This window comes from Staphylococcus sp. 17KM0847 (assembly GCF_013463155.1).
In the GTDB taxonomy this organism is placed as follows: Bacteria; Bacillota; Bacilli; order Staphylococcales; family Staphylococcaceae; genus Staphylococcus.
In genome coordinates this window covers 1,397,649-1,421,004 of sequence record NZ_CP040781.1, presented here as the reverse complement: position 1 = coordinate 1,421,004, position 23,356 = coordinate 1,397,649, and the positions used below count along the sequence as shown (strand labels likewise).

Annotated in this window: 23 protein-coding genes and 1 pseudogene; 15 read left to right on the top strand and 9 right to left on the bottom strand. The window is 36.2% G+C overall.

Going from position 1 to position 23,356, the window contains the following annotated elements; translation table 11 throughout:
- The first annotated feature begins 30 nt into the window (after positions 1–30).
- Both FGL66_RS06935 and FGL66_RS06930 read left to right on the top strand, forming a co-directional pair.
- The gene (locus tag FGL66_RS06935) at positions 31–588 is read left to right on the top strand and encodes a DUF1700 domain-containing protein (protein WP_180809119.1); all 558 of its coding nucleotides are present in this window, start codon (positions 31–33) and stop codon (positions 586–588) included.
- Between the two features lie 99 nt (positions 589–687).
- Positions 688–1,434 (top strand): DUF4097 family beta strand repeat-containing protein, encoded by a 747-nt coding sequence (locus FGL66_RS06930; protein ID WP_180809118.1) that lies wholly within the window; start codon positions 688–690, stop codon positions 1,432–1,434.
- 81 nt (positions 1,435–1,515) lie between these two features.
- Here the strand turns inward: FGL66_RS06930 and FGL66_RS06925 are convergent, their stop codons facing one another.
- Both FGL66_RS06925 and FGL66_RS06920 read right to left on the bottom strand, forming a co-directional pair.
- Entirely contained in the window at positions 1,516–2,559 is a 1,044-nt protein-coding gene (locus FGL66_RS06925; RefSeq protein WP_180809117.1) for a C45 family autoproteolytic acyltransferase/hydrolase, read from the bottom strand.
- 374 nt (positions 2,560–2,933) lie between these two features.
- Positions 2,934–3,323 carry a hypothetical protein gene (locus FGL66_RS06920; protein ID WP_180809116.1) on the bottom strand — a complete coding sequence of 130 codons (390 nt, stop codon included), beginning with the start codon at positions 3,321–3,323 and terminating at the stop codon, positions 2,934–2,936.
- A gap of 166 nt (positions 3,324–3,489) precedes the next feature.
- On the opposite strand from FGL66_RS06920, the gene FGL66_RS06915 reads away from it, so the two are divergent.
- Together FGL66_RS06915 and pglS are read left to right on the top strand one after the other, a co-directional pair.
- Positions 3,490–3,663 (top strand): hypothetical protein, encoded by a 174-nt coding sequence (locus tag FGL66_RS06915; RefSeq protein ID WP_180809115.1) that lies wholly within the window; start codon positions 3,490–3,492, stop codon positions 3,661–3,663.
- Positions 3,664–3,799: 136 nt separating this feature from the next.
- Positions 3,800–4,840: a 6-phosphogluconolactonase gene (gene pglS / locus FGL66_RS06910; protein WP_180809114.1), complete on the top strand. Its 1,041-nt coding sequence runs from the start codon at positions 3,800–3,802 to the stop codon at positions 4,838–4,840.
- 132 nt (positions 4,841–4,972) lie between these two features.
- On the opposite strand, the gene FGL66_RS06905 is transcribed toward pglS, so the two are convergent.
- The 4 genes from FGL66_RS06905 to FGL66_RS06890 all read right to left on the bottom strand — a co-directional run bounded on the left by FGL66_RS06905 (position 4,973) and on the right by FGL66_RS06890 (position 8,273).
- Positions 4,973–6,355, bottom strand: coding sequence for an aldehyde dehydrogenase (locus tag FGL66_RS06905; protein WP_180809113.1), 1,383 nt, complete (start codon positions 6,353–6,355; stop codon positions 4,973–4,975).
- A 76-nt stretch (positions 6,356–6,431) separates the two neighbouring features.
- On the bottom strand, positions 6,432–6,710 hold the full coding sequence (locus FGL66_RS06900; protein ID WP_180809112.1) for a GNAT family N-acetyltransferase: 279 nt from the start codon (positions 6,708–6,710) through the stop codon (positions 6,432–6,434).
- A 26-nt stretch (positions 6,711–6,736) separates the two neighbouring features.
- Complete coding sequence (locus FGL66_RS06895) at positions 6,737–7,663, bottom strand: manganese-dependent inorganic pyrophosphatase (RefSeq protein ID WP_180809111.1); 927 nt, start codon at positions 7,661–7,663, stop codon at positions 6,737–6,739.
- 58 nt (positions 7,664–7,721) lie between these two features.
- Positions 7,722–8,273, bottom strand: coding sequence for a cysteine hydrolase family protein (locus FGL66_RS06890; RefSeq protein WP_180809110.1), 552 nt, complete (start codon positions 8,271–8,273; stop codon positions 7,722–7,724).
- Between the two features lie 83 nt (positions 8,274–8,356).
- Here FGL66_RS06890 and FGL66_RS06885 point away from each other — a divergent pair, with 83 nt between their 5' ends.
- Complete coding sequence (locus tag FGL66_RS06885; RefSeq protein WP_180809109.1) at positions 8,357–9,439, top strand: glycosyl hydrolase family 28-related protein; 1,083 nt, start codon at positions 8,357–8,359, stop codon at positions 9,437–9,439.
- Between the two features lie 77 nt (positions 9,440–9,516).
- Here FGL66_RS06885 and FGL66_RS06880 read toward each other — a convergent pair.
- From FGL66_RS06880 to FGL66_RS06870, 3 genes and pseudogenes are all read right to left on the bottom strand, one after another.
- Positions 9,517–9,624, bottom strand: a pseudogene (locus FGL66_RS06880) (IS6 family transposase); the annotation flags it as partial.
- 223 nt (positions 9,625–9,847) lie between these two features.
- Entirely contained in the window at positions 9,848–10,669 is an 822-nt protein-coding gene (locus FGL66_RS06875) for a prephenate dehydratase (RefSeq protein WP_180809108.1), read from the bottom strand.
- Positions 10,670–10,712: 43 nt separating this feature from the next.
- On the bottom strand, positions 10,713–11,783 hold the full coding sequence (locus tag FGL66_RS06870) for a nitric oxide synthase oxygenase (protein WP_180809107.1): 1,071 nt from the start codon (positions 11,781–11,783) through the stop codon (positions 10,713–10,715).
- A gap of 271 nt (positions 11,784–12,054) precedes the next feature.
- Between FGL66_RS06870 and FGL66_RS06865 the strand changes: the two genes are divergently transcribed.
- The 10 genes from FGL66_RS06865 (at position 12,055) to FGL66_RS06820 (ending at position 23,340) form a co-directional block, all read left to right on the top strand.
- Positions 12,055–13,524 (top strand): nicotinate phosphoribosyltransferase, encoded by a 1,470-nt coding sequence (locus FGL66_RS06865; protein ID WP_180809106.1) that lies wholly within the window; start codon positions 12,055–12,057, stop codon positions 13,522–13,524.
- The gene (gene nadE / locus FGL66_RS06860; protein ID WP_180809105.1) at positions 13,517–14,347 is read left to right on the top strand and encodes an NAD(+) synthase; all 831 of its coding nucleotides are present in this window, start codon (positions 13,517–13,519) and stop codon (positions 14,345–14,347) included. The genes FGL66_RS06865 and nadE overlap by 8 nt, the downstream gene beginning before the upstream one ends.
- Positions 14,348–14,406: 59 nt before the next feature.
- Positions 14,407–14,976, top strand: a complete 570-nt coding sequence (locus FGL66_RS06855) for a DUF2179 domain-containing protein (RefSeq protein ID WP_180809104.1) — start codon at positions 14,407–14,409, stop codon at positions 14,974–14,976.
- Entirely contained in the window at positions 14,966–15,142 is a 177-nt protein-coding gene (locus tag FGL66_RS06850) for an NETI motif-containing protein (protein WP_180809103.1), read from the top strand. The genes FGL66_RS06855 and FGL66_RS06850 overlap by 11 nt, the downstream gene beginning before the upstream one ends.
- Positions 15,143–15,393: 251 nt before the next feature.
- Positions 15,394–16,689 carry an adenylosuccinate lyase gene (gene purB, locus FGL66_RS06845; protein ID WP_180809102.1) on the top strand — a complete coding sequence of 432 codons (1,296 nt, stop codon included), beginning with the start codon at positions 15,394–15,396 and terminating at the stop codon, positions 16,687–16,689.
- Between the two features lie 68 nt (positions 16,690–16,757).
- The gene (locus tag FGL66_RS06840; protein ID WP_180809101.1) at positions 16,758–17,060 is read left to right on the top strand and encodes a YerC/YecD family TrpR-related protein; all 303 of its coding nucleotides are present in this window, start codon (positions 16,758–16,760) and stop codon (positions 17,058–17,060) included.
- Positions 17,061–17,227: 167 nt separating this feature from the next.
- A complete protein-coding gene (gene pcrB, locus FGL66_RS06835) occupies positions 17,228–17,920 on the top strand; it encodes a heptaprenylglyceryl phosphate synthase (RefSeq protein WP_180810493.1) in 693 nt (230 codons plus the stop codon).
- The gene (pcrA, locus tag FGL66_RS06830) at positions 17,917–20,115 is read left to right on the top strand and encodes a DNA helicase PcrA (protein WP_180809100.1); all 2,199 of its coding nucleotides are present in this window, start codon (positions 17,917–17,919) and stop codon (positions 20,113–20,115) included. Before pcrB ends, pcrA begins: the two co-directional genes overlap by 4 nt.
- Positions 20,116–20,119: 4 nt before the next feature.
- Complete coding sequence (gene ligA / locus FGL66_RS06825) at positions 20,120–22,126, top strand: NAD-dependent DNA ligase LigA (protein ID WP_180809099.1); 2,007 nt, start codon at positions 20,120–20,122, stop codon at positions 22,124–22,126.
- A gap of 11 nt (positions 22,127–22,137) precedes the next feature.
- Entirely contained in the window at positions 22,138–23,340 is a 1,203-nt protein-coding gene (locus tag FGL66_RS06820) for a CamS family sex pheromone protein (RefSeq protein ID WP_374757683.1), read from the top strand.
- The last annotated feature ends 16 nt before the right edge of the window (positions 23,341–23,356 follow it).

Here is a 23,356-nt window from a genome sequence, read left to right as displayed (position 1 = left end):
AATATTTAAATTAATAATAGGGGGGGTACTGTGGACAAGATTACTTTTTTAAATGAACTTGAGTATCAACTGCATAAATTACCAGGTCATAAAATTGATGATATTATGAATAGTTATGAAAATTACTTTTATGAAGAAGGACTTAAAGGCTATGCTGATAGTGAGATTGTACACAGTTTGGATACCCCTAAACAAATTGCTAAACAAAAATATGCGCAATATGCCCTGAATAATGCTGAAACCAAACCTGATGTTTCTCATATTGTGCGTGCTGTTATTGCAACAATTGGTGTAAGCATCGTGACATTTTGTTTTGTGCTCATTCCTCTTGTGATTGTATCGCCATTTATTTTGGCTTTTGCATTTGCGTCACTCGGTATGATTTTATCCCCATTAATTGTCTTCATATGGAATATATGGGCAGGTCTCCATCATTTTTCAGTGAGCAACTACTTATTTAGTTTTGCATATTTTGGTTTAGGTACAATGTTTTTGGTAGTTGTAGTGAAGTTGCTTATAGGCATTCGGAACTGGCTTATTCGCTATTTGAAGTGGAATATGAACTTTATCAAAAAAGGAACGATGTAAATGATGAAAAAACTATTTATTTTTGGTATGAGTTGTTTTCTCATTTTTTTTGTCCTTGGTACGCTGGTATGGTTTGGTCTTGAAAAAAGAGGAGCATATTTGACTACGCTTCATAAAACATATAACAAAGGTGAAGTGCAACAGATGGTCGTTAATACAGACTTGACGGATGTCACCTTTAAATCGGGTTCGGATTTTCATGTCGATTATACTGGGAAAGATGGGCTAGATGTAACGAAGCAAGGACATACATTACAAATAGTAGAACGTAATAGCTCAAAGCGAAAAATGTTAAACTTAAATCCATTTAATACAGTTAAAAGCCAATTAGAGATTACTATCCCTAAAAATCAATTGAAAAATTTGAATGTACGCACGCAAGTTGCAAATGTAGATGTCGAAGGGATAACATTAGATCATGTTGTTATAGAGAATGATATGAACGGGCAAGTGGCGATGCGTAATAGTCACTTTAAACATACTCAAGTTAAAGGGTATGAAACTTTTATTAAGATTAAGAATAGTCAGTTGTTCGATAGTGATATTAGTGTAAACAAGGGTTTAATTCAAGCAGATCAGACGACCGTACGAAAAAGTATTTTTAAAGTAGGAAAAGGAGATATCACTTTATCAATGATGACCCCTCATTGTGATTTAAAAGGCATTGTAGATAAGGGCGATATTCATATGTCTTTTCAAAATACACCTAAAGACGTTCATTTTAAGCTGAATCCGACAAAGGGAGAAGCTCAATTGATTAATCCAGAACTACATCAAGGCATCAATGGTCGTGGAACCCATCAAATTGAACTTTACACGAATAACGGAGATATTATAATAGAATAAATAAACAAGAAGCGTGGAATAGCAATCTTAACGACTCAAATGATGTGCTATTCTACGCTTCTTATATTTGAAGGGTCCATATTATTTCGTTGCAAATTGAATGTCGGTATCGAGTTGACCTTTCAATTTTTTTTGATCGATGGGATGACCTTCTAACCACGATTGAAAATCAAATGCGACAGGAGACTGATTTTCTCCCAATGCGATCCAAGCAGTTAAAGTTTTAGGATCATACATTGTTGTGTGAATAGTACCACTCCAACTGTTGAACAGCTTACTATATATTTCATATTGAGGGTTATTGAAATAATGAAATACGTCAAAGCGTTGAGCAGTTTGTTTAGGGATTTGACGTTCAATACGGGCTAAACGCGCTATGGACTCTTTTGTATAATTACGATTCTCATGTGTTAATAATTCAAAATGATTGGTGCATGTATGATTATAACGAACATCTAATCCACGTGGTGTAACCTCTACAATAGCATGTGCACCAGTGGCATCTAAAACAATATAGCTAAATGAACTGCGATGTGGTAATTGTTTGAGTAATGCAATTGCCTCATCTACGTTTTGACAATATTCTAATATAAGACGACCAATCATATAACATACAAACCCGTTTGCTGGTTTTTTTCGATGCATAAAGTTATATGCCATGACAAGACCATATTCATTCATACCGTCCATTCTGCCAGTTGTACGAGACATAGGGCCGATCTGTGCATATCCTCCATCTGTCGGTTGATAGAGTTGGTAGCGTGCATCATATGTCGCAGGATGATAGTCATAATTGCGTACTAAATAACCATCCCCAATAAAAACGCTACATCCACTATCAGGAAGGCTAGTAAAACGATAGTGTGCAAAGTTTAATATCGCTTGTCGAGTTGGTATATTTAAGACATCTTGTAAACCACGTATCTCGTCCCATATACGAGGTGCAAAGGTTTGAAAGATGTGATAGGTTTCACGAATATCTATATCAAATCGAGGTACACGCTTACGCCACTCTTTTTCTCTATTTTTAAGCATTTCAGTTTGTTTTAGCCAATTTCCTACTGAAACACCGTAATCATAATGGTTTCCTCTAAAAGTCAAAATATCTGAATTCACATTTTGCATAATACGACGTCCTCTCTGCAAACTAACGTACATAATTTGTCATGATGTTGTAATGTGAGGTTAATGGTTTTATAGCAGTTGCATGACTATAATAAGTGTAACATTAATAGACTAAGACAGGGGACGATAAATATGGTTCAAAATGTGTATGTTAAAATAAAAAATTGGCTTTACCGAAACTTCACATCGTAATGATATATAATATGTAATCCTTTGATACAGAATATGAATTTTGTTATCACTTCAAGATTTTTAGAGCTTATACAGCAATTACTACATTAAAATCTATTCATAATAATATAGAAAGTACGGATAATATGATGTATAAAAAGAAACATGAATAATGCATATTTATTAACGTCTTATATCTAAAATTAATGATGAAAGTTTTTTACATTAGGAGTAATATAAATGGATTTGATGGGACTGATATTGTGAGATGTTCTTGCACTAAAAGCGATAGCAATCATTGTTTTTTCAGTTTCTTGGTAGTTGGGACTTTCAGAAGAGTAGGTGTAAAAAAGGACCATCTGCTTATCATAAATATGTGCGCGATGAATGATTTCAAAGTTCCATTGTAGATGTTCACGAGATTCCATTTGTTTCATTCGCTTACGAAGCATATCAATGAGAATAGCTTTTGTAAGTGGGACAGGCGTACCCACCTCATTAATGTAAAATGCTGCGACATGATCATCGACCATATTTTCTACACCCTCAATGTCATGGTTTTTCCAACAATTGAGTAATGAAATGTATGGCATGCAACTTACCTCTTTCTTAAATTTGTTATTCATAATGTAACATATTAATTTGAATAATTGAATATTTTTTGATTTGTTTTATAGGATTTAGGGTATTTCTTTAATGATACATAGATTATATGCTATGATGATTGTGTATACATTTTATTAATAGAGGTGAAAACAGATGTGGAACTTTATTAAAGGATTATTTAAGTTTGTATTTGCGTTAACATTTTTTACAACATTAGCAGTAGGTGCGGGTGCCGCAGTTCTTGCTTATGTCTTCAAAAAAGATTTTGAAGAGATTGAAAGCAAAACAAAAGAAATTGTTGCAGATATCGAATCAAACGTTGGATAAGAAAAAGGGGCTGAAGTAGAGTGATCATTCTACGACAGTCCTTTTCATTATATAAAAGATGTGGCACCTTTTTAAAGTTACGGCATGATTAGAACTATTTTTATGAGAAAGAACATAAGCTGATGGAGGGAATTATATGTTAACAAAGGGTTATATTGGATCTTATACTAAAAAAGACGGTAAGGGTATTTATCGTTTTGAATTAGATGAACAAGTAGGACGCATTGAAGCAATAGAAACAGGCTATGAAGTCAATGCTTCTACATATTTAAGTCAATTTCAAGATACGTTAGTTGCTGTTACCAAAAATAGTGAACGTGCAGGATTAGCAACTTTTAAAATCCATGAAGATGGAAGCCTAACTTCAACAGGAGAATGTCTTGAATCCATAAAAGGTTCTGGTTGTTATGTAGCGGTATCCCCAGATGGAGCGTATGTTTTTGAAGCAGTATATGGTGATGGTGTCGCACGCATTTATCAATTAGATCATGAAAATCATCAAGTGAGTCGATTAATTGAAGAAGTGTATCATGAATATACACCCGGACCTAATGTAGCAAGACAAGAATCTTCACATGTTCATTATTTAGATGTTACGCCAGAGCAAAAATATGTCGTCGCAGTAGATTTAGGTGCAGATTTACTTGTTACCTATCATTATGGCAACAAAGGTTTGGATGTCGCGCATCGTACGCAATTGCAGCCGGGTGATGGACCTAGACATATCACATATCATAAGACAGGACACTATGCGTATGTTGTAAACGAGTTATCGAATACTGTCGTTGTGATGCGTTATGAAGATGGGCGCTTTACTGAACTAGAACGCCATTTGACAATTCCTGAAGATTTCTTACAACCGACTAAATTGGCTGCTGTACATTTATCTCATGATCAGCGTTATTTATATATTTCTAATAGAGGTCATGATAGTATTGCGATTTTTAAAGTACTAGATGATGGTGCAAGATTAGAACAAGTAGATATTGTATCGAGCGGCGATGCTTTTCCACGTGATTTTAATATTACATCGTCAGACGATTACCTTGTTGTTGCACATGAGCAGGGAGATTCTAAAGTAACCGTATTTAAGCGTGATAAAGAGAACGGGACGTTGCATTTAGTAGATGAAACACATCAAGCTGCTGAAGGTGTTTGCGTGAAATTTTTAGCATGATTAAAAAACAGCTGATACTCAACCTAAAGTTGAAGATCAGCTGTTTTTATAAATAAAATATGGATATGCTCAATCTGTTTGACATCTGCATATGTGTAAGCATTTTGAGTGTCTTAACGATATAAGCATAAGCTAGCCTTTTTTTAAAATTTGCTTTAGGTAATTAAGTTTGCCTTTATAAGGTGGAAAGAGTAAACCTGTTTCTAACTTAGTGGTTTTAAATATATATGACTTGTCATGTGAAAATAAATTAAAGGAGTATTTACCGTGATATTGTCCTATACCCGAACCACCTATACCTCCGAAAGGTAAACGTGGGTTTGCAAGGTGTAGTACAGTATCATTAATCGCACCCCCACCAAACGATAATTCAGTTAATATACGATTTGTAACATTTTCATCTTCACTAAATAAATATAAGGCTAATGGTTTATCATAAGAATGTATCGTAGAAATTGCATCATCAAGTGTTTCATACGTCATAATAGGTAAGAGTGGACCGAATAATTCATCTTGCATGAGTGGCGAATCTAATGTGATAGCGTCATAAATACTTGGTGCAATTTTTCGTTGCTCCGTATTGCGTTCTCCCCCTATAACACAATGTTTACGTTCAGCATCCATTAATTGTGCTAAACGATCAAAATGCGAATCATTTACAATGACGCCTAAATCTTCACTGCTTAATGGAGTAGCACTATAAAACTCTATCAATGTGTTTCGTAACGCTGCAATAAAATCGGCTTTTACCTTTTTATCGATAAGAACATAATCTGGTGCGACACATGTTTGACCCGCATTCAAGAATTTACCAAAGCATATCCGTTCGCTCGCTACTTTAAGATTGGCAGTTTGATCGACAATGACAGGAGATTTACCACCTAACTCTAACGTTACAGGTGTTAAATGTTCAGCTGCTGCTTTATAGACAATTTTTCCTACTTTTTGGCTACCAGTAAAGAAAATGTGGTCAAAAGGTTCTTTTAAAAGTGCTTGAATTACACTTGCGTCGCCTTGAACAACTGATACATACTGTGGATCAAAAGTAGATGTAATAATATTCTCAATAACATCAGCGACATGTGGTGTGAGTTCTGATGGTTTAATAACGGCCGTATTTCCAGCAGCCAATGCACCAATTAATGGTTCAAATACTAATTGGAAAGGATAGTTATATGGGCCGATAATTAAGACTGTCCCTAAAGGCTCTTTCATAATAAAACTTTTTGTAGGAAAGAGCCACAATGGTGTGTCAACAGAGCGTGTCTTTGCCCATTTATGGAGTGATTTCTGAGCAAGTTTAATACTGCTGAGTGTATAGCCAATCTCAGTGGCATAAGCTTCAACATTATTTTTACCAAGATCAATAGCTAACGCCGATAATAATGCTTTTTCGTGTTGTTTGATACTTTTAGCAAGGCACTTTAACTGTTTTTTACGAAATTTTAATGATTTCGTCTCATGTGTATTAAAATAGTCTTTAGATTGTTGTACATGTTGTGTAAAGTCAGTCATTATAACAACCCTTTCTATAATTAAGAATAGGAGAAAAAGGCTGAGCTACGGGATGGTAACTCAGCCTAGAAGGATATTACGCCTTATATGCAGCAAGGGAAGCATTCTTTTCAAACTGTTTACGCACATAGCTGCAAGAAGGAATGATCTTCAAGTTTTCTTGCTGTGCTTTATCAATCACACAATCAAACAATTGCTTAGCTACGCCACCGCCACGGAGTGAAGGATCGACAAATGTATGATTAACATCAATTGTTTGTTCGTCATGATAATTAAAAGTTATTTCGGCTAATGGTGCGTCGGCATTGTCTCCGATATAAAATGCATTTTTGGTTTCATGAATATCGTATGTCATGCTTCATCACAACCTTTGTATTAAAATTATTTTGTGAGTTCTGAAGTAATCGGTGGAACGATTTGCTTTTTACGTGAAACGACACCTGATAGAAAGGCAGCATTATGATCGAGTGTTGTATTAAATGCAGAAGCAATACGCTCTTTTTCGGCACCAACCACTAAAATTTTAGAGTCGCTGTTGATAATATCTGTAATGGCAAGAACGAAAATATCATATCCATTTTCAACACTTGCTTTGTTCATAGCATGCTCAAGTGCTTCTTGTCTTGCAAACACTTCGTCTATATCTACTGTATTGACTTGTCCAATGCGTACTGTATAATCTCCCATACTGAAAGATTTAGCATCTGCATCTAACAGAGCTTCTTCTGATTTGTCTGCTGTGGATGCACCGGCTTTGAGCATATTCAGACCGTATTCGTCTAAATTGACATTGGCAATAGTCGCTAATGCTTTTGCAGCCTCAACATCTTGAGTGGTACATGTTGGTGATTTGAACAATAAGCTGTCTGAAATAATTGCTGAAATCATTAAACCTGCAATTTCAGGACGGATTTCAAAGTTTTGTTCTTTATACATCTTATACAAAATAGTAGCTGTACAGCCGACAGGTTCTGCACGGTAATATAAAGGACTTGCTGTTTCAAAGTTAGCGATACGATGGTGATCAATAACATGCTTAATTACCGCTTTATCAATAGTAGCCGCACTTTGTTGGAATTCATTGTGATCAACTAGGATAACCTCTTGATCTGTTAAATCATCTGCTAATAAAGTAGGTGCTGCTACGTTGAAATAATCTAAAGCATATTGTGTTTCTGGGCTGACATCGCCTAAGCGATAGGCTTTAGCAGCATCATTACCATTTTGTTGTTCGAAGTCTGCCATAATAATAGCAGATGAAATTGCGTCTGTGTCTGGGTTTTGATGACCAAAAATATAAGTTGTCATTGTTTTAATCTCCTTAATATAACATTTCTTAATGCCATTTTATCATGGAGCAAATGGTTTATTCTACCTCTGCGCCTAAACTGTTTTGAAAGTGTGATAGCGCCCAATCGTGACCAACAGGATTAAATGAAGCTACGCCTTGTTTAGGGATAATCAAGTGATACCCTAAATTGTAGGCACTGATTGCTGTATGGAGTACACAAATATCTGTACAAACACCCACAATCTCAAGTGTATCGATATGACGCTCTCGCAGTAAACTATCAAGAGGTGTACCATAAAAAGAATCATAGCGACGTTTATCAATAAAATGTACAAAAGGGTGATCTTGTAGTTGTTTATAAATGCTTTGAATTTCACCGTATAATTGGCGACCTGCTGTACCGTTAATATTATGTGGTGGAAAAAGTTGTGTTTCAGGGTGATAGGGATCTTCTTCAAAGTGTAAATCCATTAAGAAAAAAATAGGTGTTTCTGTCTCGGCATAGTCTCGAATACGTTGGGCGATAAAAGGTTCGATATGTTGACCCGCTACGCCACACGTGAGCTTGCCATCGTCTGCAATAAAGTCGTATGAATAATCTACAATTAACAATGCTTTATTTGTCATAAACTTCCTCCTAAAGGGTATATTGATTTAAGAAGCGATTATATAAGTATAGTATAACGATTATTAAGGAGGCGTCTACATCATTGAACATTAATGTGAGAGATTTTGGTGCAACGACAGGTAATATGCTAAAAGATACAATAGGTATTCAACGCGCCTTGAACCAAGCGAAACGAGGACCAGTTACAGTATACATACCAGCAGGAACATATCATATTACAAAGGCTTTGAAAATTTATAATGAAACGACACTTATTCTTGATGACGAGGCAACATTATTGCGCACTGGACGAGATGCATTGCTAAAAAATGGATCAAGCTTAAAGCGTTATAAAGGATATGAAGGTAATGGAAATATTCATATTCAAGGCGGGACGTTTGATATGAATGGCAATGTATACCCCTATAATAATACAGCGATGTGTTTAGGGCATGCACGAGAAATCGAAGTGTATGACGTAACGATTAAAAATGTGATCGGTGGGCACGGTATTGATGCATGTGGAGTAGATGGACTTTATATTCATGAATGTGACTTCCTTGGCTTTTATGATATAAAGGGTGATCGTTCATTCTCAGAAGCAATCCAATTAGACTTATTTGTTAAAGGAGCGTTTCCTAAATTTGGACGCAATGATGGTACAATTACCAAAAATGCAGTGATTGAGCATTGTTATTTTGGCAACTCTCATGAAGGAAAGATGAATGCATGGAACCGTGCTATTGGGTCACATGCTAGTCGTGTAGATTATTATTATGAGAACGTTGTTATACAACACAATGTATTTAATGGGATGCAAGATTATGCGTTGACACCGCTTAAAGTGAAAAATATGATGATTCATAACAATATTTTTCTAAATTGTCGAGGCGGTATTCGATATTTAGGTGTGTATCAAGGGAAAAATGCAGTTACATTTGATGGTCGACATCACATTAAGCAAGGTGGAAAAGGGTTGTACGTTATCGATAATATATTTACTCATATTGGAGATAAAGATACTTTACATTTTCGTAGTCATCCAGAGGCACCACACCACCATATTGAGATTCTTAATAATCATTTTCAACAAAATTGTGCACCGATTCAACTTACTGCTATTGATCATATTATTGTAGATCAGAGTCAAAATATGCCAACAATTCATCAGAAATATGTGCAATAAGAGATGGTTATAGAAAATGAAGGTCTGTTGCAAAGAAAGATAGAAAATATGATGAATGATTTAACGTAGTAGTATGCTCTTAATATTTCAGATATACCACGATAACTGAGTGTATGCCTTAGGTAGTCGCTAACAGCTGCGGTGATGATGTCTTGATTAATTTGTCCATATTTGAAATAGTTCATATTTGTTAAATGATAATACAAAGTTAACTTTGCAACAGAACCAAGCGTCATATACAACACAATAACGCATTTATATAAATATTACTTTAAGTTTCTAAATATATGACGCATCCAATATTCCTAGTATATTTTAGTGTTTTCTATAATCGCTCAATAAAATACGATATATTGCCTTTCCTCAAATAAGACAATCAAGTTAGAAACTTTACTCATAATTGTTGATTCACTCATCAGGGCTGTGTGAGTTGAATCGCCCAAGAGATTGTACATTGAAGTCTAAAGTCTCGAGAATTGTACGGATTTTGTCTAAGACTTGTTGGTCTGGACAGACAGCCTGTACAAAAAAGCGATACATACCTAACTGTGTCTTTAGTGGTCGCGACTCAATCCATGATAAGTTTACATTGAATAAAGCAAACGTATTTAAGATACTCGCTAAAAGACCGGGTTTGTCTTGTTGAGGGGTAATAACGAGCAAGCAAGAGCGGCCGCTATGATGTTTTACAGTGTCAGCATGTTGCAATACTAGAAAGCGTGTTTGATTATGTGGATAATCTTCAATATGCGTAGCTATTGGCGTGAAGCCGTACATTTCGCCACTTCCTAGCGGTGCAATGGCTGCTGTTGTATCATTGATATAGTCCAGAGCAGATATCGTACTATGAGTATAAGCATATGCAAGTTGATGACGCTGTATAAATTTTTGTGTTTGACTGATCGCTGGACCGATAGAATATACTTTTTTAATCGATGCTAGAGATTGGCTCGATTTCACGTATAGTCCGAATGTAACGTCAAGAAAAACTTCTCCTACAACAGTAAAAGGTTGTTCGACCAATGTATCCGCTACGATATTAATCGTGCCTTCGATTGCATTTTCAATAGGAACGATTGCCTGACCATCTGTATCATCAATCAGAGCAGTCATCACTTCATGTAGCTGATTTTTAGGCGATAATACGATATGCTCATGCTTATCATTGCAATATTGCTGAGCTGCGAGATATGAAAATGTTCCTTGTGGTCCTAAATAGTATAAATACATAGCGTCACCTCTTCTATTTGATTTCGTTTAATTGTACATGATATCAATGAAAAGGACAGCTAGAATTTGTTTTTTCTTTATAAAAAAAGTTGGGTTCACGCATGTCGTTGCGATAGCCATGATGATAATTAGCAGTTAATGTAGGGGATAAAGGTGGTGCAAGCCATGACCATTTCCCTGTGACCTCGCGTCCTTGTTTACATTCCGTTCGTTCAAATTGTTCAAATTGTTTGGCAGCTGTTAGATGATCTACCATTGATATTCCAGCCTCTCGAAATGAGTGATAGACAGCATCATTTGTTTCGATGAGAACCCGATCTTTATTAAATGATGTATTACGTAATGTATCGAAATCCATTGCTTCAGCGAGTGTCTCGAGCAAGTTGTAGCGGTATGTATCAGTAAAGTTTCGGACAGCAATTTCATTGACCATATACCACCCATTAAAAGGTACAGTTGGATATGTGATGCCTCCAATTTTTAAATCCATACTTGAAATGATTGGGACAGCATACCATTTCAAACCGAGGTCAGCTACTTTAGGATAGCGTTTGTGTTTAATCGCAACTTCTAAAATTAAGTCTTTTGGATATTCATGATAGGTTATGGGTTGTCCAGGAAGTTGATAAATTAAAGGTAAAACATCAAAATCTGTGCCAGCACCACGCCACCCTAATCGCTCAGCTAATTGTGTAACAGTTCTTTCTGCGGGATCCCCTTTATCGATATAACCTGCGTAACGAATCAGTTGATTATTGAAAATTTTTGGTCCTTTTTCATGAGAGGGTGCGAAAATAGTAATACAAGGTTTGATGCGCCCATTATTCGTTGCGAAAGAAATATGCTCATGAATCGCCTCTATAAAAGGGGCTTCTTCTTTAATATCCCGTGCATCTTTCACAACAAGACTTTCCCAGAAGAGTCTACCAATGCAACGATTGGAATTGCGCCACGCTACACGTGCGCCATATATCAGTTCTTGAGTCGTGTGACGATAAGTGCCTGTCTTTTTAATTTCGTTTTCAATTTCTGTTAGTCGTTTTTGACAATCAGTTTGGGATAACTTTAATTCTGTATACATTTCTGTTATGAATGTTTGTGCTTTCTTTAGCATTTTCCCCACCTCCCTTTTATTATAGGCAAATTTCTTTTTAGAATGATAGTGTTTTCATAAATGTCATCGTTTTGTCGATTTGAACGTCAAAGCTACGATAAAGTCATTATTCAATAAGTATGCGTGTACAATTTGGTCATGTTTTATATCGAATAGATAAGGTGTATATATCAATCATAGCGTTCCTAACGTTTCATTATTTTTCATAACTTTTTATGATATGATAAGAATATCTATATCCAAAATAAAATGTAAACAAAAGGAGTAGAATATGTACCAGTTTGATGATGACAGTTTTATGCTGCACAACGATTTATATCAAATTAATATGGCAGAGTCGTATTGGTTTGATGGTATTCATGAACGTAAAGCAGTATTTGATTTATATTTTAGAAAGATGCCCTTTGGAAGTGGTTACGCCGTTTTCAATGGTTTGCGTAGAGTGATTGACTTTATCGAGCATTGCCATTTCTCTAAAAGTGATATTGCATATTTAAAGTCGTTAGGCTATCGTGATGATTTTTTAGCATATCTTGCGGATTTACGATTTACCGGTAATATTCGTGCCATGCAAGAAGGGGAATTATGTTTTAATAATGAGCCATTACTCCGTGTTGAAGCCCCATTGATTCAAGCACAACTTATTGAAACAGCATTGTTGAATATTATCAATTTCCAAACACTTATATCGACTAAAGCCAGTTTGATTAAACAGGTGGCACCCAACGATACATTAATGGAGTTTGGTACACGTCGTGCGCATGAAATGGATGCGGCATTATGGGGAGCGCGTGCAGCAATCATTGGTGGTTTTGATTCGACAAGTAATGTTCGAGCAGGTAAGTTGTTCGATCTTCCAGTTTCAGGGACGCATGCGCATGCTTTTGTTCAAACATATGGCGATGAATACACCGCTTTTAAAAAATATGCAGAGCGTCATAAAAATTGTGTATTTTTAGTTGATACGTTTCATACATTGAAATCAGGCGTACCTCATGCGATTCGTGTTGCTAAAGAATTAGGTGATCAAATTAATTTTATAGGTATTCGCTTAGATTCTGGGGATATTGCATATTTGTCTAAAGAAGCACGCAAGATGTTGGATGCAGCTGGTTTTACAGATGCTAAAATTGTAGCGTCTAATGATTTAGATGAAGCGACAATCTCAAGTTTGAAAGCACAAGGTGCAGCCGTGGATGCTTGGGGCGTTGGTACTAAGCTGATAACTGCATATCAACAACCGGCGTTAGGAGCGGTATATAAAATGGTGGCAGTTGAAAATGCATCAGGTGAATTAGTAGATCGTATTAAGTTATCAAATAATGCAGAAAAAGTTACAACACCCGGCAAGAAAAAAGTATATCGTATTATTAACACAAAGACGAATAAGTCAGAGGGAGACTATATAACGCTAGATTACGAAAAGCCAGAACAAGTATCAAAATTGAAAATGTTTCATCCGATTCATACGTATAAAATGAAATATATTAAACATTTTAAAGCAGTAGATTTACATCATGATATTTTTATAGCAGGTCGACGTGTATATGAATGTCCGACTGTACAAGAAGCTAAAGATTACTTAGTTCAAAACTTAGAGTTATTATGGGAAGAGAATAAGCGTTATTTAAACCCTGAGGAATACCCCGTAGATTTAAGTACAGCTTGTTGGGAAAATAAACAGAAACGCATTTTTGAAGTGGCAGAAAACGTCAAAGAAATGGAGGAAACCAATGACTAAGCTCCAAGACATCATTGTAAAAGAAATGAAAGTACAGCCAACAATTGATAGTGGTGAGACAGTAGAAATATTGAAAAACTTTATAAAGGAATATGTAAAGGCGCATACTTTTGTAAAAACATTGGTTTTAGGTATTTCTGGCGGACAAGATTCGACATTAGCAGGACGAATTGCACAGCTTGCAGTTAATGATCTCAACGCCACAACCGATCATCACTATGAATTTATTGCGGTCAAGTTACCTTATGGTGTTCAACGTGATGCAGATGAAGTAGAGGATGCATTAGCTTTTATTGAACCAGACCGTACGATAACAGTGAATATTAAACCCGCCGTAGATCAAAGTGTAGCATCACTAAACGAAGCAGGTATTCCGCTGACAGATTTTCAAAAAGGCAATGAAAAAGCAAGAGAGCGTATGAAAGTGCAGTATGCTATTGCAGCTCATACGGGTGGAATTGTGATAGGTACAGATCACTCAGCTGAAAATATTACAGGCTTTTTTACAAAATACGGTGATGGTGCGGCAGATATTGCACCACTCTTCGGTTTGAATAAGCGCCAAGGCAAACAATTATTAAAGTATCTTGGTGCACCAGAACATCTTTATGAAAAAATACCTACAGCGGATTTGGAAGATGATCAGCCACAATTACCAGATGAAACGGCATTAGGTGTTACATATAATGCGATTGACGATTATTTGGAAGGTAAAGCTGTAGAAGCTGAAGCGGCAGCTACAATTGAGCGCCATTACCTTAGAAATGCACATAAACGTGAATTGGCATATACACGTTTTACATGGCCTAAGTCAAAATATTAATGACAAACGTATACTGACTTGATAGAATAAGCTATATTTTATTAAGGAAGAGGATGCGTATGAGTCTGATAAACGATAACCCATGGCTGATGCTCGTTGCAATATTTTTGATCAATGTGGCATATGTTACTGCACTGACAATGCGTGTGATATTGACATTAAAAGGTTACCGATATGTCGCAGCAATTGTGAGTTTTGTTGAGGTTTTAGTGTATGTGATTGGATTAGGCTTAGTAATGTCGAGTTTAGATCAGATACAAAATATCATAGCCTATGCGTTGGGCTTTTCGGTAGGTATTATTGTAGGCATGAAAATCGAAGAAAAGCTGGCTTTAGGTTATTCTGTTGTTAATGTAACAACGGTTAATTTTGAATTGGAGTTACCACGCCAACTACGTGAACTAGGATATGGTGTCACACATTTTGGTGCACATGGACGTGATGGCGAAAGGCTTGTTATGCAAATTTTAACACCACGTCGTTATGAATTAAAATTAATGGATACGATTAAACAACTGGATCCGAAAGCGTTCGTTATTGCGTACGAACCACGCACGATTCATGGTGGTTTTTGGGTCAAAGGTGTACGCAGTAAAAAAGTAAAGGCGTATGATACAGATGAAATTTAAAGTAGAAGTAAATGAGACGATACAGGACTGTTTAGCGCGTATGAAAGCAGCAGGCTATATGCCGGTTAAGCGCTACGAAAAACCTATCTTTAAAGAGCGACAGGATGGTACAGTCGAAGTATTGAGACAAGAGATCATATTTACGGGTCAAAAAATAGAACAGTAATAGAAACGATTCAATAGAAAGGCGATGGCACTTTGAATAAAGTCCATCGTTTTTTTGGATTTAAAACGTACTTTAAATGTAATTCTGATTACAAAGTTCGTTTTTAAAAGATTGAAAGGAGTTTTGGGTTTTTATTTTTACTGTATAAACACTTGATTACGAACGTTAAATTTGATTGAATAGAATATGTAGAATGAGTGTTGATTTGTTATAATAAAAACTATCATATTGAAGATTGGAGTTTATCACTAATGATTGAACGTTATTCAAGGGAAGAAATGTCTCGTATTTGGACAGATCAAAATCGCTATGAAGCATGGTTAGAAGTAGAGATTCTTGCAAGTGAAGCTTGGAGTGAGCTGGGTTATATTCCTAAAGAAGATGTCAAGAAAATTCGCGATCATGCACGTGTTGATGTGGAACGTGCAAAAGAAATTGAACAAGAGACGCGTCATGATGTTGTAGCATTTACACGTCAAGTCTCTGAAACACTCGGTGAAGAGCGTAAATGGGTGCACTATGGCTTGACATCTACAGACGTCGTTGATACAGCGTTAAGCTATCAAGTGAAACAAGCAAACGATATTATTGAAAAAGATTTAGAACGTTTTATCGAAGTATTAGCAGCTAAAGCTAAAAAATACAAAACAACATTGATGATGGGACGCACACACGGTGTACATGCTGAACCTACAACATTTGGTTTGAAAATGGCTTTATGGTACGCAGAAATGGAGCGTAACCTCACACGATTCAAACGTGTTCGTGAAGAGATTGAAGTTGGCAAAATGAGTGGTGCAGTAGGAACGTTTGCGAATATCCCACCAGAAATTGAAGCATATGTATGCAAACATTTAGGTATCGGTACAGCACCTATTTCAACACAAACATTACAACGTGATCGACACGCTTATTACATTGCAACGTTGAGTTTAATTGCGACTTCTCTTGAAAAGTTTGCTGTCGAAATTCGTAACTTACAAAAAACGGAAACGCGTGAAGTAGAAGAAGCATTTGCAAAAGGACAGAAAGGTTCATCTGCAATGCCACATAAGCGTAACCCTATTGGCTCTGAAAATATTACAGGTATTGCACGCGTGATTCGTGGATATATCACAACTGCGTATGAAAACGTTGCTTTATGGCATGAGCGTGATATTTCTCATTCTTCAGCAGAACGCATTATGCTTCCGGATGTAACGATTGCATTAGATTATGCATTGAACCGATTTACAAATATTGTAGACCGCTTAACAATATATGAAGATAATATGGCAGACAACATGAACAAAACATTTGGACTGATTTATTCACAACGTGTGCTACTCGCATTGATCGATAAAGGCATGGTTCGTGAAGAAGCTTATGATACAGTTCAACCTAAAGCAATGACATCATGGCAAACAAAGACACCGTTTAGAGAACTTGTGGAAGCAGATTCAAAAATTACAAACAAATTATCTAAAGAAGATTTAGATGCATGCTTTGATCCTAGACATCACCTTAATCAAGTTGATACAATATTTAAAAGAGTAGGTTTGGAGTAGAAGGACTACACTTTTTTCTCTTCATTCGTTAAAATGAAGAGAGATTAAATGATATAGGGGTTGTTTGCATGCAAATTGAGAAACTACGTGGAAAGGCATTAGATGAACTGTTTGACGCGATCCTGACTTTAGAAACGCGTGAAGAATGCTATGAATTTTTTGATGATTTATGCACTGTTAATGAGATTCAATCATTGTCGCAACGTTTGCAAGTAGCGAAAATGATTAAGCAAGGCTACACTTATGCAACTATTGAGCAGGAATCGGGAGCATCAACTGCTACGATTTCACGTGTTAAACGCTCGTTGCAATGGGGAAATGACGCCTATACTATGATTTTAGAGAGAATGAATATCGAAACGAAAAAGTAAATGATATATTTGTATGAGCGATACGCACATCTATGAGATTACGAGATGATGTTATCGCTCATTTTTTGTTCGATTTTTCTTTTTGAATTATAAAGATGTTATTTAGAACATGGTCTGTAAAAATGCTATAATATGTTGTATGAATTTTTAAAGGAGCAGTGCGTGTGATGTACGATATTAAACAATGGCGCCATATTTTTAAGTTAGACCCGGCTAAAGCAATTTCTGATCATGATTTAGATGCAATTTGTATGTCGAATACAGATGCCATTATGATTGGCGGAACGGATGATGTGACAGAAGACAATGTGATTCAACTCATGAGTCGAGTACGCCGTTATCCATTACCGTTAGCACTTGAAATTTCAAATCTTGAAAGTATTATGCCGGGATTTGATTTTTATTTTGTACCCACCGTTTTAAATAGTACAGAAGTTCGTTTTCATAACGGTTTATTACATCGTGCATTAAAACAGTATGGTCATATGATTAATTTTGATGAACTTGTATTTGAAGGTTATGTCGTTCTAAACCCAGAGAGTAAGGTGAGTCAATATACACGGGCCATAACAAGTTTACAAACAGAAGATATCGAGGCGTATGCACAAATGGCAAATGATGTATATCATCTGCCCGTTTTATATCTTGAATACAGTGGCGTGTATGGTAATCCCGAAGATGTACTTGCAGCAAAACAGTACACTACGGAAACGCAATTATTTTATGGTGGCGGGATTAACTCTTTGGCTCGCGCACAAGAAATGTCAGCAATTGCAGATACAATCATTGTAGGTAATGTTATATATGAGGATATTAAACAAGCATTAAAAACGACTAAGATAAAGGAGAAAGCACAATGAATCCACTTGTGAAAAATATGAACACTGAACAAAGTGAAGCGGTGCGCACAACAGAAGGCCCGCTTTTAATTATGGCAGGCGCAGGTTCTGGGAAAACACGTGTTTTGACACATCGTATCGCATATTTATTAGACGAAAAAGATGTATCTCCTTATAATATTTTGGCAATTACATTTACAAATAAGGCAGCCAAAGAAATGAAAGACCGTGTCCAAGCATTAGTTGGAGAAGCAGCAGAAGTCATCTGGATGTCTACATTTCATGCGATGTGTGTACGTATTTTAAGACGTGATGTAGATCGTATTGGAATAGAGCGTAATTTTACGATTATTGACCCGACTGATCAAAAATCAGTGATTAAAGATGTACTAAAACGTGAAAATATTGATCCTAAACAATACGAACCACGTTCATTTATAACGCAAATTAGTCATTTAAAAAACGAACTCAAAACACCGGCAATGGCAATGGAAGAAGCACACGATTTTAAAGCAATTATGACTGCTAAAGTATATGAAGGGTATCAGAAGCAACTGATTCGCAATCAAGCACTTGATTTTGATGATTTAATTATGACAACTATTCAACTGTTCGAACGTGTACCTGAAGTTTTGGCGTATTATCAAAATAAATTTCAATACATTCATGTGGATGAGTACCAAGATACCAATAAGGCACAATATACATTAGTCAATTTGATTGCTAAAAAGTTTAAAAATTTATGTGTCGTTGGGGATTCTGATCAATCTATTTACGGATGGCGTGGTGCAGATATTCAAAATATTTTATCATTCGAAGAGGATTATCCGACAGCAAAAACCATTTACTTAGAACAAAATTATCGTTCGACTAAGACAATTTTAACTGCAGCGAACGAAGTGATTCGTCATAATACAGAGCGAAAACCTAAAGGACTATGGACTGCGAATACACAAGGAGAAAAGATTCATTACTATGAAGCTCAAAATGAACGAGATGAAGCACAATACGTTATACGTGAAATCTTAAAACATCAGAAGTTAGGTAAGAAACTAAGTGATATTGCTGTTTTGTATCGTACAAATGCGCAGTCACGTGTACTTGAAGAAACAATGCTGAAGTCCAACTTACCTTATGTCATGGTAGGGGGGATGAAGTTCTATGACCGTAAAGAGATTAAAGATCTATTAAGCTATATACGTTTAATTGCTAATAGTGCAGATGATATAAGTTTAGAACGTATCATTAATGTACCTAAACGAGGTATCGGTCCATCATCCATTGAGAAAATTAAAGCCTACGCAAATAGTCATAATATCAGTATGTTTGATGCACTAGCGGAAGTTGATTTTATCGGTCTTTCAAAAAAAGTAACACAAGCAGCGGCAGAATTTTATGAGATGATGACGCATCTCATGGCAGAGCAAGAATTTTTGGAAATTACGGATATTGTAAATGAAACTTTAGACAAATCGGGTTATCGTCAAATGCTTGAAAATGAAGATACTTTGGAAGCGAGAAGTCGTTTAGAAAACCTTGATGAGTTCATGTCTGTACCGAGTGATTATGAAGAAAATACACCGCTTGAAGAACAATCATTAATTAACTTTTTAACTGATCTCTCACTCGTTGCAGAAGTTGATGATGTTGACTTTGAAGAAGGGGTAACATTGATGACAATGCATGCAGCAAAAGGTCTGGAGTTTCCAGTTGTTTTTATTGTAGGTATGGAAGAAACAATTTTCCCGCATATTCGCGCGATTAAAAGCGGAGAAGATCACGAAATGGAAGAAGAACGTCGTATATGTTATGTGGCGATTACGCGTGCCGAAGAAATACTATATCTCACACATGCTACAACACGTAAGTTATTCGGACAATCTCAATCCAACAGACGCTCACGCTTTTTAGGAGAACTGCCAGAAGACCTATTAGAACGCCCTGTACGTCAGGAGGCTGTATCCATAAAGCAACGTCAAGGACGTCCTGAAAAACGTAGATTTAGTCAGAGAACAACAGGTACATCCATGCGTTCTCAGTCCACGCATACAGATTGGAATGTAGGAGATAAAGTGATTCATAAATCATGGGGAGAAGGTATGGTATCGAACGTCAATGAAAAGGGCGGTTCTATCGAGTTGGATATCATCTTTAAATCAGAAGGTCCTAAGCGTTTAATTGCACAGTTTGCACCATTAAAGAAAAAGGAGGAGTAATGTAGTGGGGGAGCTTAACAAAAGAGTGGCAACATTGCATCAATTGTTGCATCAATATAATTATGAATATCATGTGCAAGATCATCCCAGTGTCCCAGATGCAGAATATGATCAATTGTTAGCGGAATTAATTCATATTGAGGAAAAACATCCAGAATTGCGAACAGCAGATTCACCAACTGTTCGTGTAGGAGGACAGGCACAATCTACATTCAATAAAGTCCAACATGATACGCCGATGCTTAGCTTAGGAAATGCTTTTAATGAAGAAGATTTACGTCGTTTTGATCAACGTGTACGTGAAGCAGTTGGTGCAGTGACATATATGTGTGAGTTGAAAATAGATGGATTAGCAGTATCATTGAAATATGTTAATGGTCGATTTGTGCAAGGCCTAACACGTGGAGATGGAACAATAGGCGAAGACATCACAGAAAATTTGAAAACAATTTATGCGATTCCATTAACATTGAAGTCTCCAATTTCATTTGAAGTGCGTGGAGAAGCTTTTATGCCACGTTCATCATTTTTGCACTTAAACGAAATGAAAAAGAAAAACGAGGAGCAACCTTTTGCTAATCCACGTAATGCAGCAGCAGGGTCATTGCGACAATTAGACTCCAAGTTAGCAGCTGCACGTAAATTGGATATTTTCCTATATAGCATTAACGATTTTACAGAATTAGAAGCAACTTCCCAAAGTGAAGCATTAGATGAGTTGGATGCACTTGGTTTTAAAACGAATCAGGAACGCCGAGAGGTAACCTCCATTGATGGCGTGTTAGATTACATTGCATATTGGACAGAACATAGAGAAAAATTGCCATATGATATTGATGGCATTGTGATTAAAGTGAATGACATTGATCATCAAGATGAAATGGGATTCACACAAAAATCTCCACGCTGGGCAATCGCCTATAAATTTCCTGCTGAAGAAGTGGTATCCACTTTACAAAATATTGAATTGAGTATTGGTCGTACAGGAGTAGTAACACCAACAGCAGTATTAGAACCTGTACGTGTAGCTGGAACAACAGTATCACGTGCATCATTACATAATGAAGATTTGATTCATGACAAAGATATTCGAATTGGTGACAGTGTAGTGGTTAAAAAGGCAGGAGATATTATTCCAGAAGTTGTACGTGTTGTGATAGAACGTCGTCCAAAAGGTACTAAAACATACCATATGCCAACGCACTGCCCGAGCTGTAATCATGAGTTGGTACGCATCGAAGGTGAAGTGGCATTGCGATGTATTAATCCGAAATGTCAGGCACAGCTCGTAGAAGGATTGATTCATTTTGTATCGCGTCAGGCCATGAATATTGATGGTTTAGGCACAAAAATTATTGAACAGCTATATGAGCATGAATTGATTCGAGATGTAGCGGATATTTTTTATTTAACACAAGAGGATTTACTTCCATTAGAGCGTATGGGAGAGAAAAAAGTACAAAATTTACTTTCAGCGATTGAAGCATCAAAACAACGTTCCCTAGAACATTTATTATTTGGTTTGGGTATTCGTCATCTTGGAGTGAAAGCGAGTCAAGTGTTAGCAGAAAAATACGAAACAATGGAACGTTTACTTGCCGTTACTGAGGAAGAGCTGGTAACCATTCATGACGTTGGTGAAAAATTAGCACAATCATTTGTAACGTATATGGCGAATAAAGATATTCGTGCATTACTTGATAAACTTACAGCTCAAGGTGTAAATATGACTTTTACTGGACAAAAATTATCACAAGTAGAAGGACACCCGGATTTTCAAGGGAAAACGATTGTGTTAACAGGTAAACTACAGCAAATGACGCGCTCAGAAGCATCACAATGGTTAAAACAACAAGGTGCAAAAGTGACAAATAGTGTAACTCGATCAACAGACCTTGTAATTGTGGGAGTAGACGCTGGTTCAAAATTAGTTAAGGCAGAGACACTCGGTACGCCTATTTGGAATGAGCAAGATTTTATAGATAAGCAAAGTGAGATGAGTGAAGTATGAGAAAGCAGGCGATAAAACGAATATTTGCAGCAGTATTAGGGCTGAGTCTATTATTGACAGCCTGTGCACCAACAGATGATGAACAACCCAAGCAAGATACAGAACAAAACACCTCTAAAAAACAAAGTAAAGTCAAAGATATGGCAACAGATAAAAATGTACAAGGTGAAAATTATCGTACAATTTTGCCGTTTAAAGAAAGTCAAGCAAGAGGTCTTGTGCAAGAAGAAATGGCGAACAGTTACAATGGTGAAGATTTTGAAGATGGTCTGTTAAAAATAAGCAAAGAAGTTTTTCCAACAGATAAATATTTATATCAAGATGGTCAATTTTTAGATAAAGATACGATTCGTGCTTACTTAAAACCTAAATTTACTAAAAAAGAACTTGAAAAAATGAGCGATGAAGAAAAAGAAAAAAATAATGCGACAGAAAATTTAGGATTGAATCCATCTGTTCACGGTGAAAAAGATCCAGAAAAAATTGCTAAAAACTCACCTGCATTGCTGTCTAATATTTTAGAACAAGATTTTTATGGTACAAGTGATACAAAAGGCAAGGATATTAAAGGAATGACAATTGGTCTTGCGATGAATAGTGTGTACTATTATCAAAAAGAACAATACGGTGAGACATATAGTAAAAAGCTTGATAAAAAAGAAGTGAAACAAAAAGGTCAAGAAATGGCAGACGAGATGTTGTCACGTTTAAGAGAAAATGATCAGCTTAAAGATATTCCAATTACATTTGCAATTTATATCCAATCTAGTGAAGAAGATATTGTACCCGGACATTTCGTGAGTTATGCAGTCTCTGAAGAAAAAGGCTCTAAATTGAATGAGTGGAAAAAGGTAGATGCACAGTCCGTACTATTACCATCAAGTGAAGCAGCAGAGTTAGATGATAATTTGAATAATAACTTCCAAGATTTTAATAGTAGTTTGCAATCCTACTTTAATAACTTTACACAGGCTGTGGGTAAAGCTAAATTTATCAGTAAAAAGGTAGACAACCTTGTCGTAGACTTACCTATTGATTATTATGGTAAGGCTGAGTTGATTGGTATTACACAATATGTGACGCAATTAGCTGAAAAAGATTTTAAAGATGTTCCAACATATGAGATTCATATTAAAGATGGCAGTCAACCTCGAGCACTCATTACTAAAACGAAAGATGATTCTGAGCCACAAGTACATATCTATAATCAATAAATCAAGTGTCACTGTT

What these genes read in the sequence shown, in the direction of transcription:
- FGL66_RS06865 (WP_180809106.1), top strand. Translation starts at nt 12,055, where the DNA reads ATGTACCAGTTTGATGATGACAGTTTTATGCTGCACAACGATTTATAT.
- FGL66_RS06875 (WP_180809108.1), bottom strand. Translation starts at nt 10,669, where the DNA reads ATGTATTTATACTATTTAGGACCACAAGGAACATTTTCATATCTCGCA.
- FGL66_RS06840 (WP_180809101.1), top strand. Translation starts at nt 16,758, where the DNA reads ATGCAAATTGAGAAACTACGTGGAAAGGCATTAGATGAACTGTTTGAC.
- nadE (WP_180809105.1), top strand. Translation starts at nt 13,517, where the DNA reads ATGACTAAGCTCCAAGACATCATTGTAAAAGAAATGAAAGTACAGCCA.
- FGL66_RS06855 (WP_180809104.1), top strand. Translation starts at nt 14,407, where the DNA reads ATGAGTCTGATAAACGATAACCCATGGCTGATGCTCGTTGCAATATTT.
- FGL66_RS06870 (WP_180809107.1), bottom strand. Translation starts at nt 11,783, where the DNA reads ATGCTAAAGAAAGCACAAACATTCATAACAGAAATGTATACAGAATTA.
- FGL66_RS06900 (WP_180809112.1), bottom strand. Translation starts at nt 6,710, where the DNA reads ATGACATACGATATTCATGAAACCAAAAATGCATTTTATATCGGAGAC.
- FGL66_RS06890 (WP_180809110.1), bottom strand. Translation starts at nt 8,273, where the DNA reads ATGACAAATAAAGCATTGTTAATTGTAGATTATTCATACGACTTTATT.
- FGL66_RS06850 (WP_180809103.1), top strand. Translation starts at nt 14,966, where the DNA reads ATGAAATTTAAAGTAGAAGTAAATGAGACGATACAGGACTGTTTAGCG.
- FGL66_RS06905 (WP_180809113.1), bottom strand. Translation starts at nt 6,355, where the DNA reads ATGACTGACTTTACACAACATGTACAACAATCTAAAGACTATTTTAAT.
- pcrB (WP_180810493.1), top strand. Translation starts at nt 17,228, where the DNA reads ATGTACGATATTAAACAATGGCGCCATATTTTTAAGTTAGACCCGGCT.
- FGL66_RS06925 (WP_180809117.1), bottom strand. Translation starts at nt 2,559, where the DNA reads ATGCAAAATGTGAATTCAGATATTTTGACTTTTAGAGGAAACCATTAT.
- FGL66_RS06915 (WP_180809115.1), top strand. Translation starts at nt 3,490, where the DNA reads ATGTGGAACTTTATTAAAGGATTATTTAAGTTTGTATTTGCGTTAACA.
- pglS (WP_180809114.1), top strand. Translation starts at nt 3,800, where the DNA reads ATGTTAACAAAGGGTTATATTGGATCTTATACTAAAAAAGACGGTAAG.
- FGL66_RS06895 (WP_180809111.1), bottom strand. Translation starts at nt 7,663, where the DNA reads ATGACAACTTATATTTTTGGTCATCAAAACCCAGACACAGACGCAATT.
- purB (WP_180809102.1), top strand. Translation starts at nt 15,394, where the DNA reads ATGATTGAACGTTATTCAAGGGAAGAAATGTCTCGTATTTGGACAGAT.
- pcrA (WP_180809100.1), top strand. Translation starts at nt 17,917, where the DNA reads ATGAATCCACTTGTGAAAAATATGAACACTGAACAAAGTGAAGCGGTG.
- FGL66_RS06920 (WP_180809116.1), bottom strand. Translation starts at nt 3,323, where the DNA reads ATGCCATACATTTCATTACTCAATTGTTGGAAAAACCATGACATTGAG.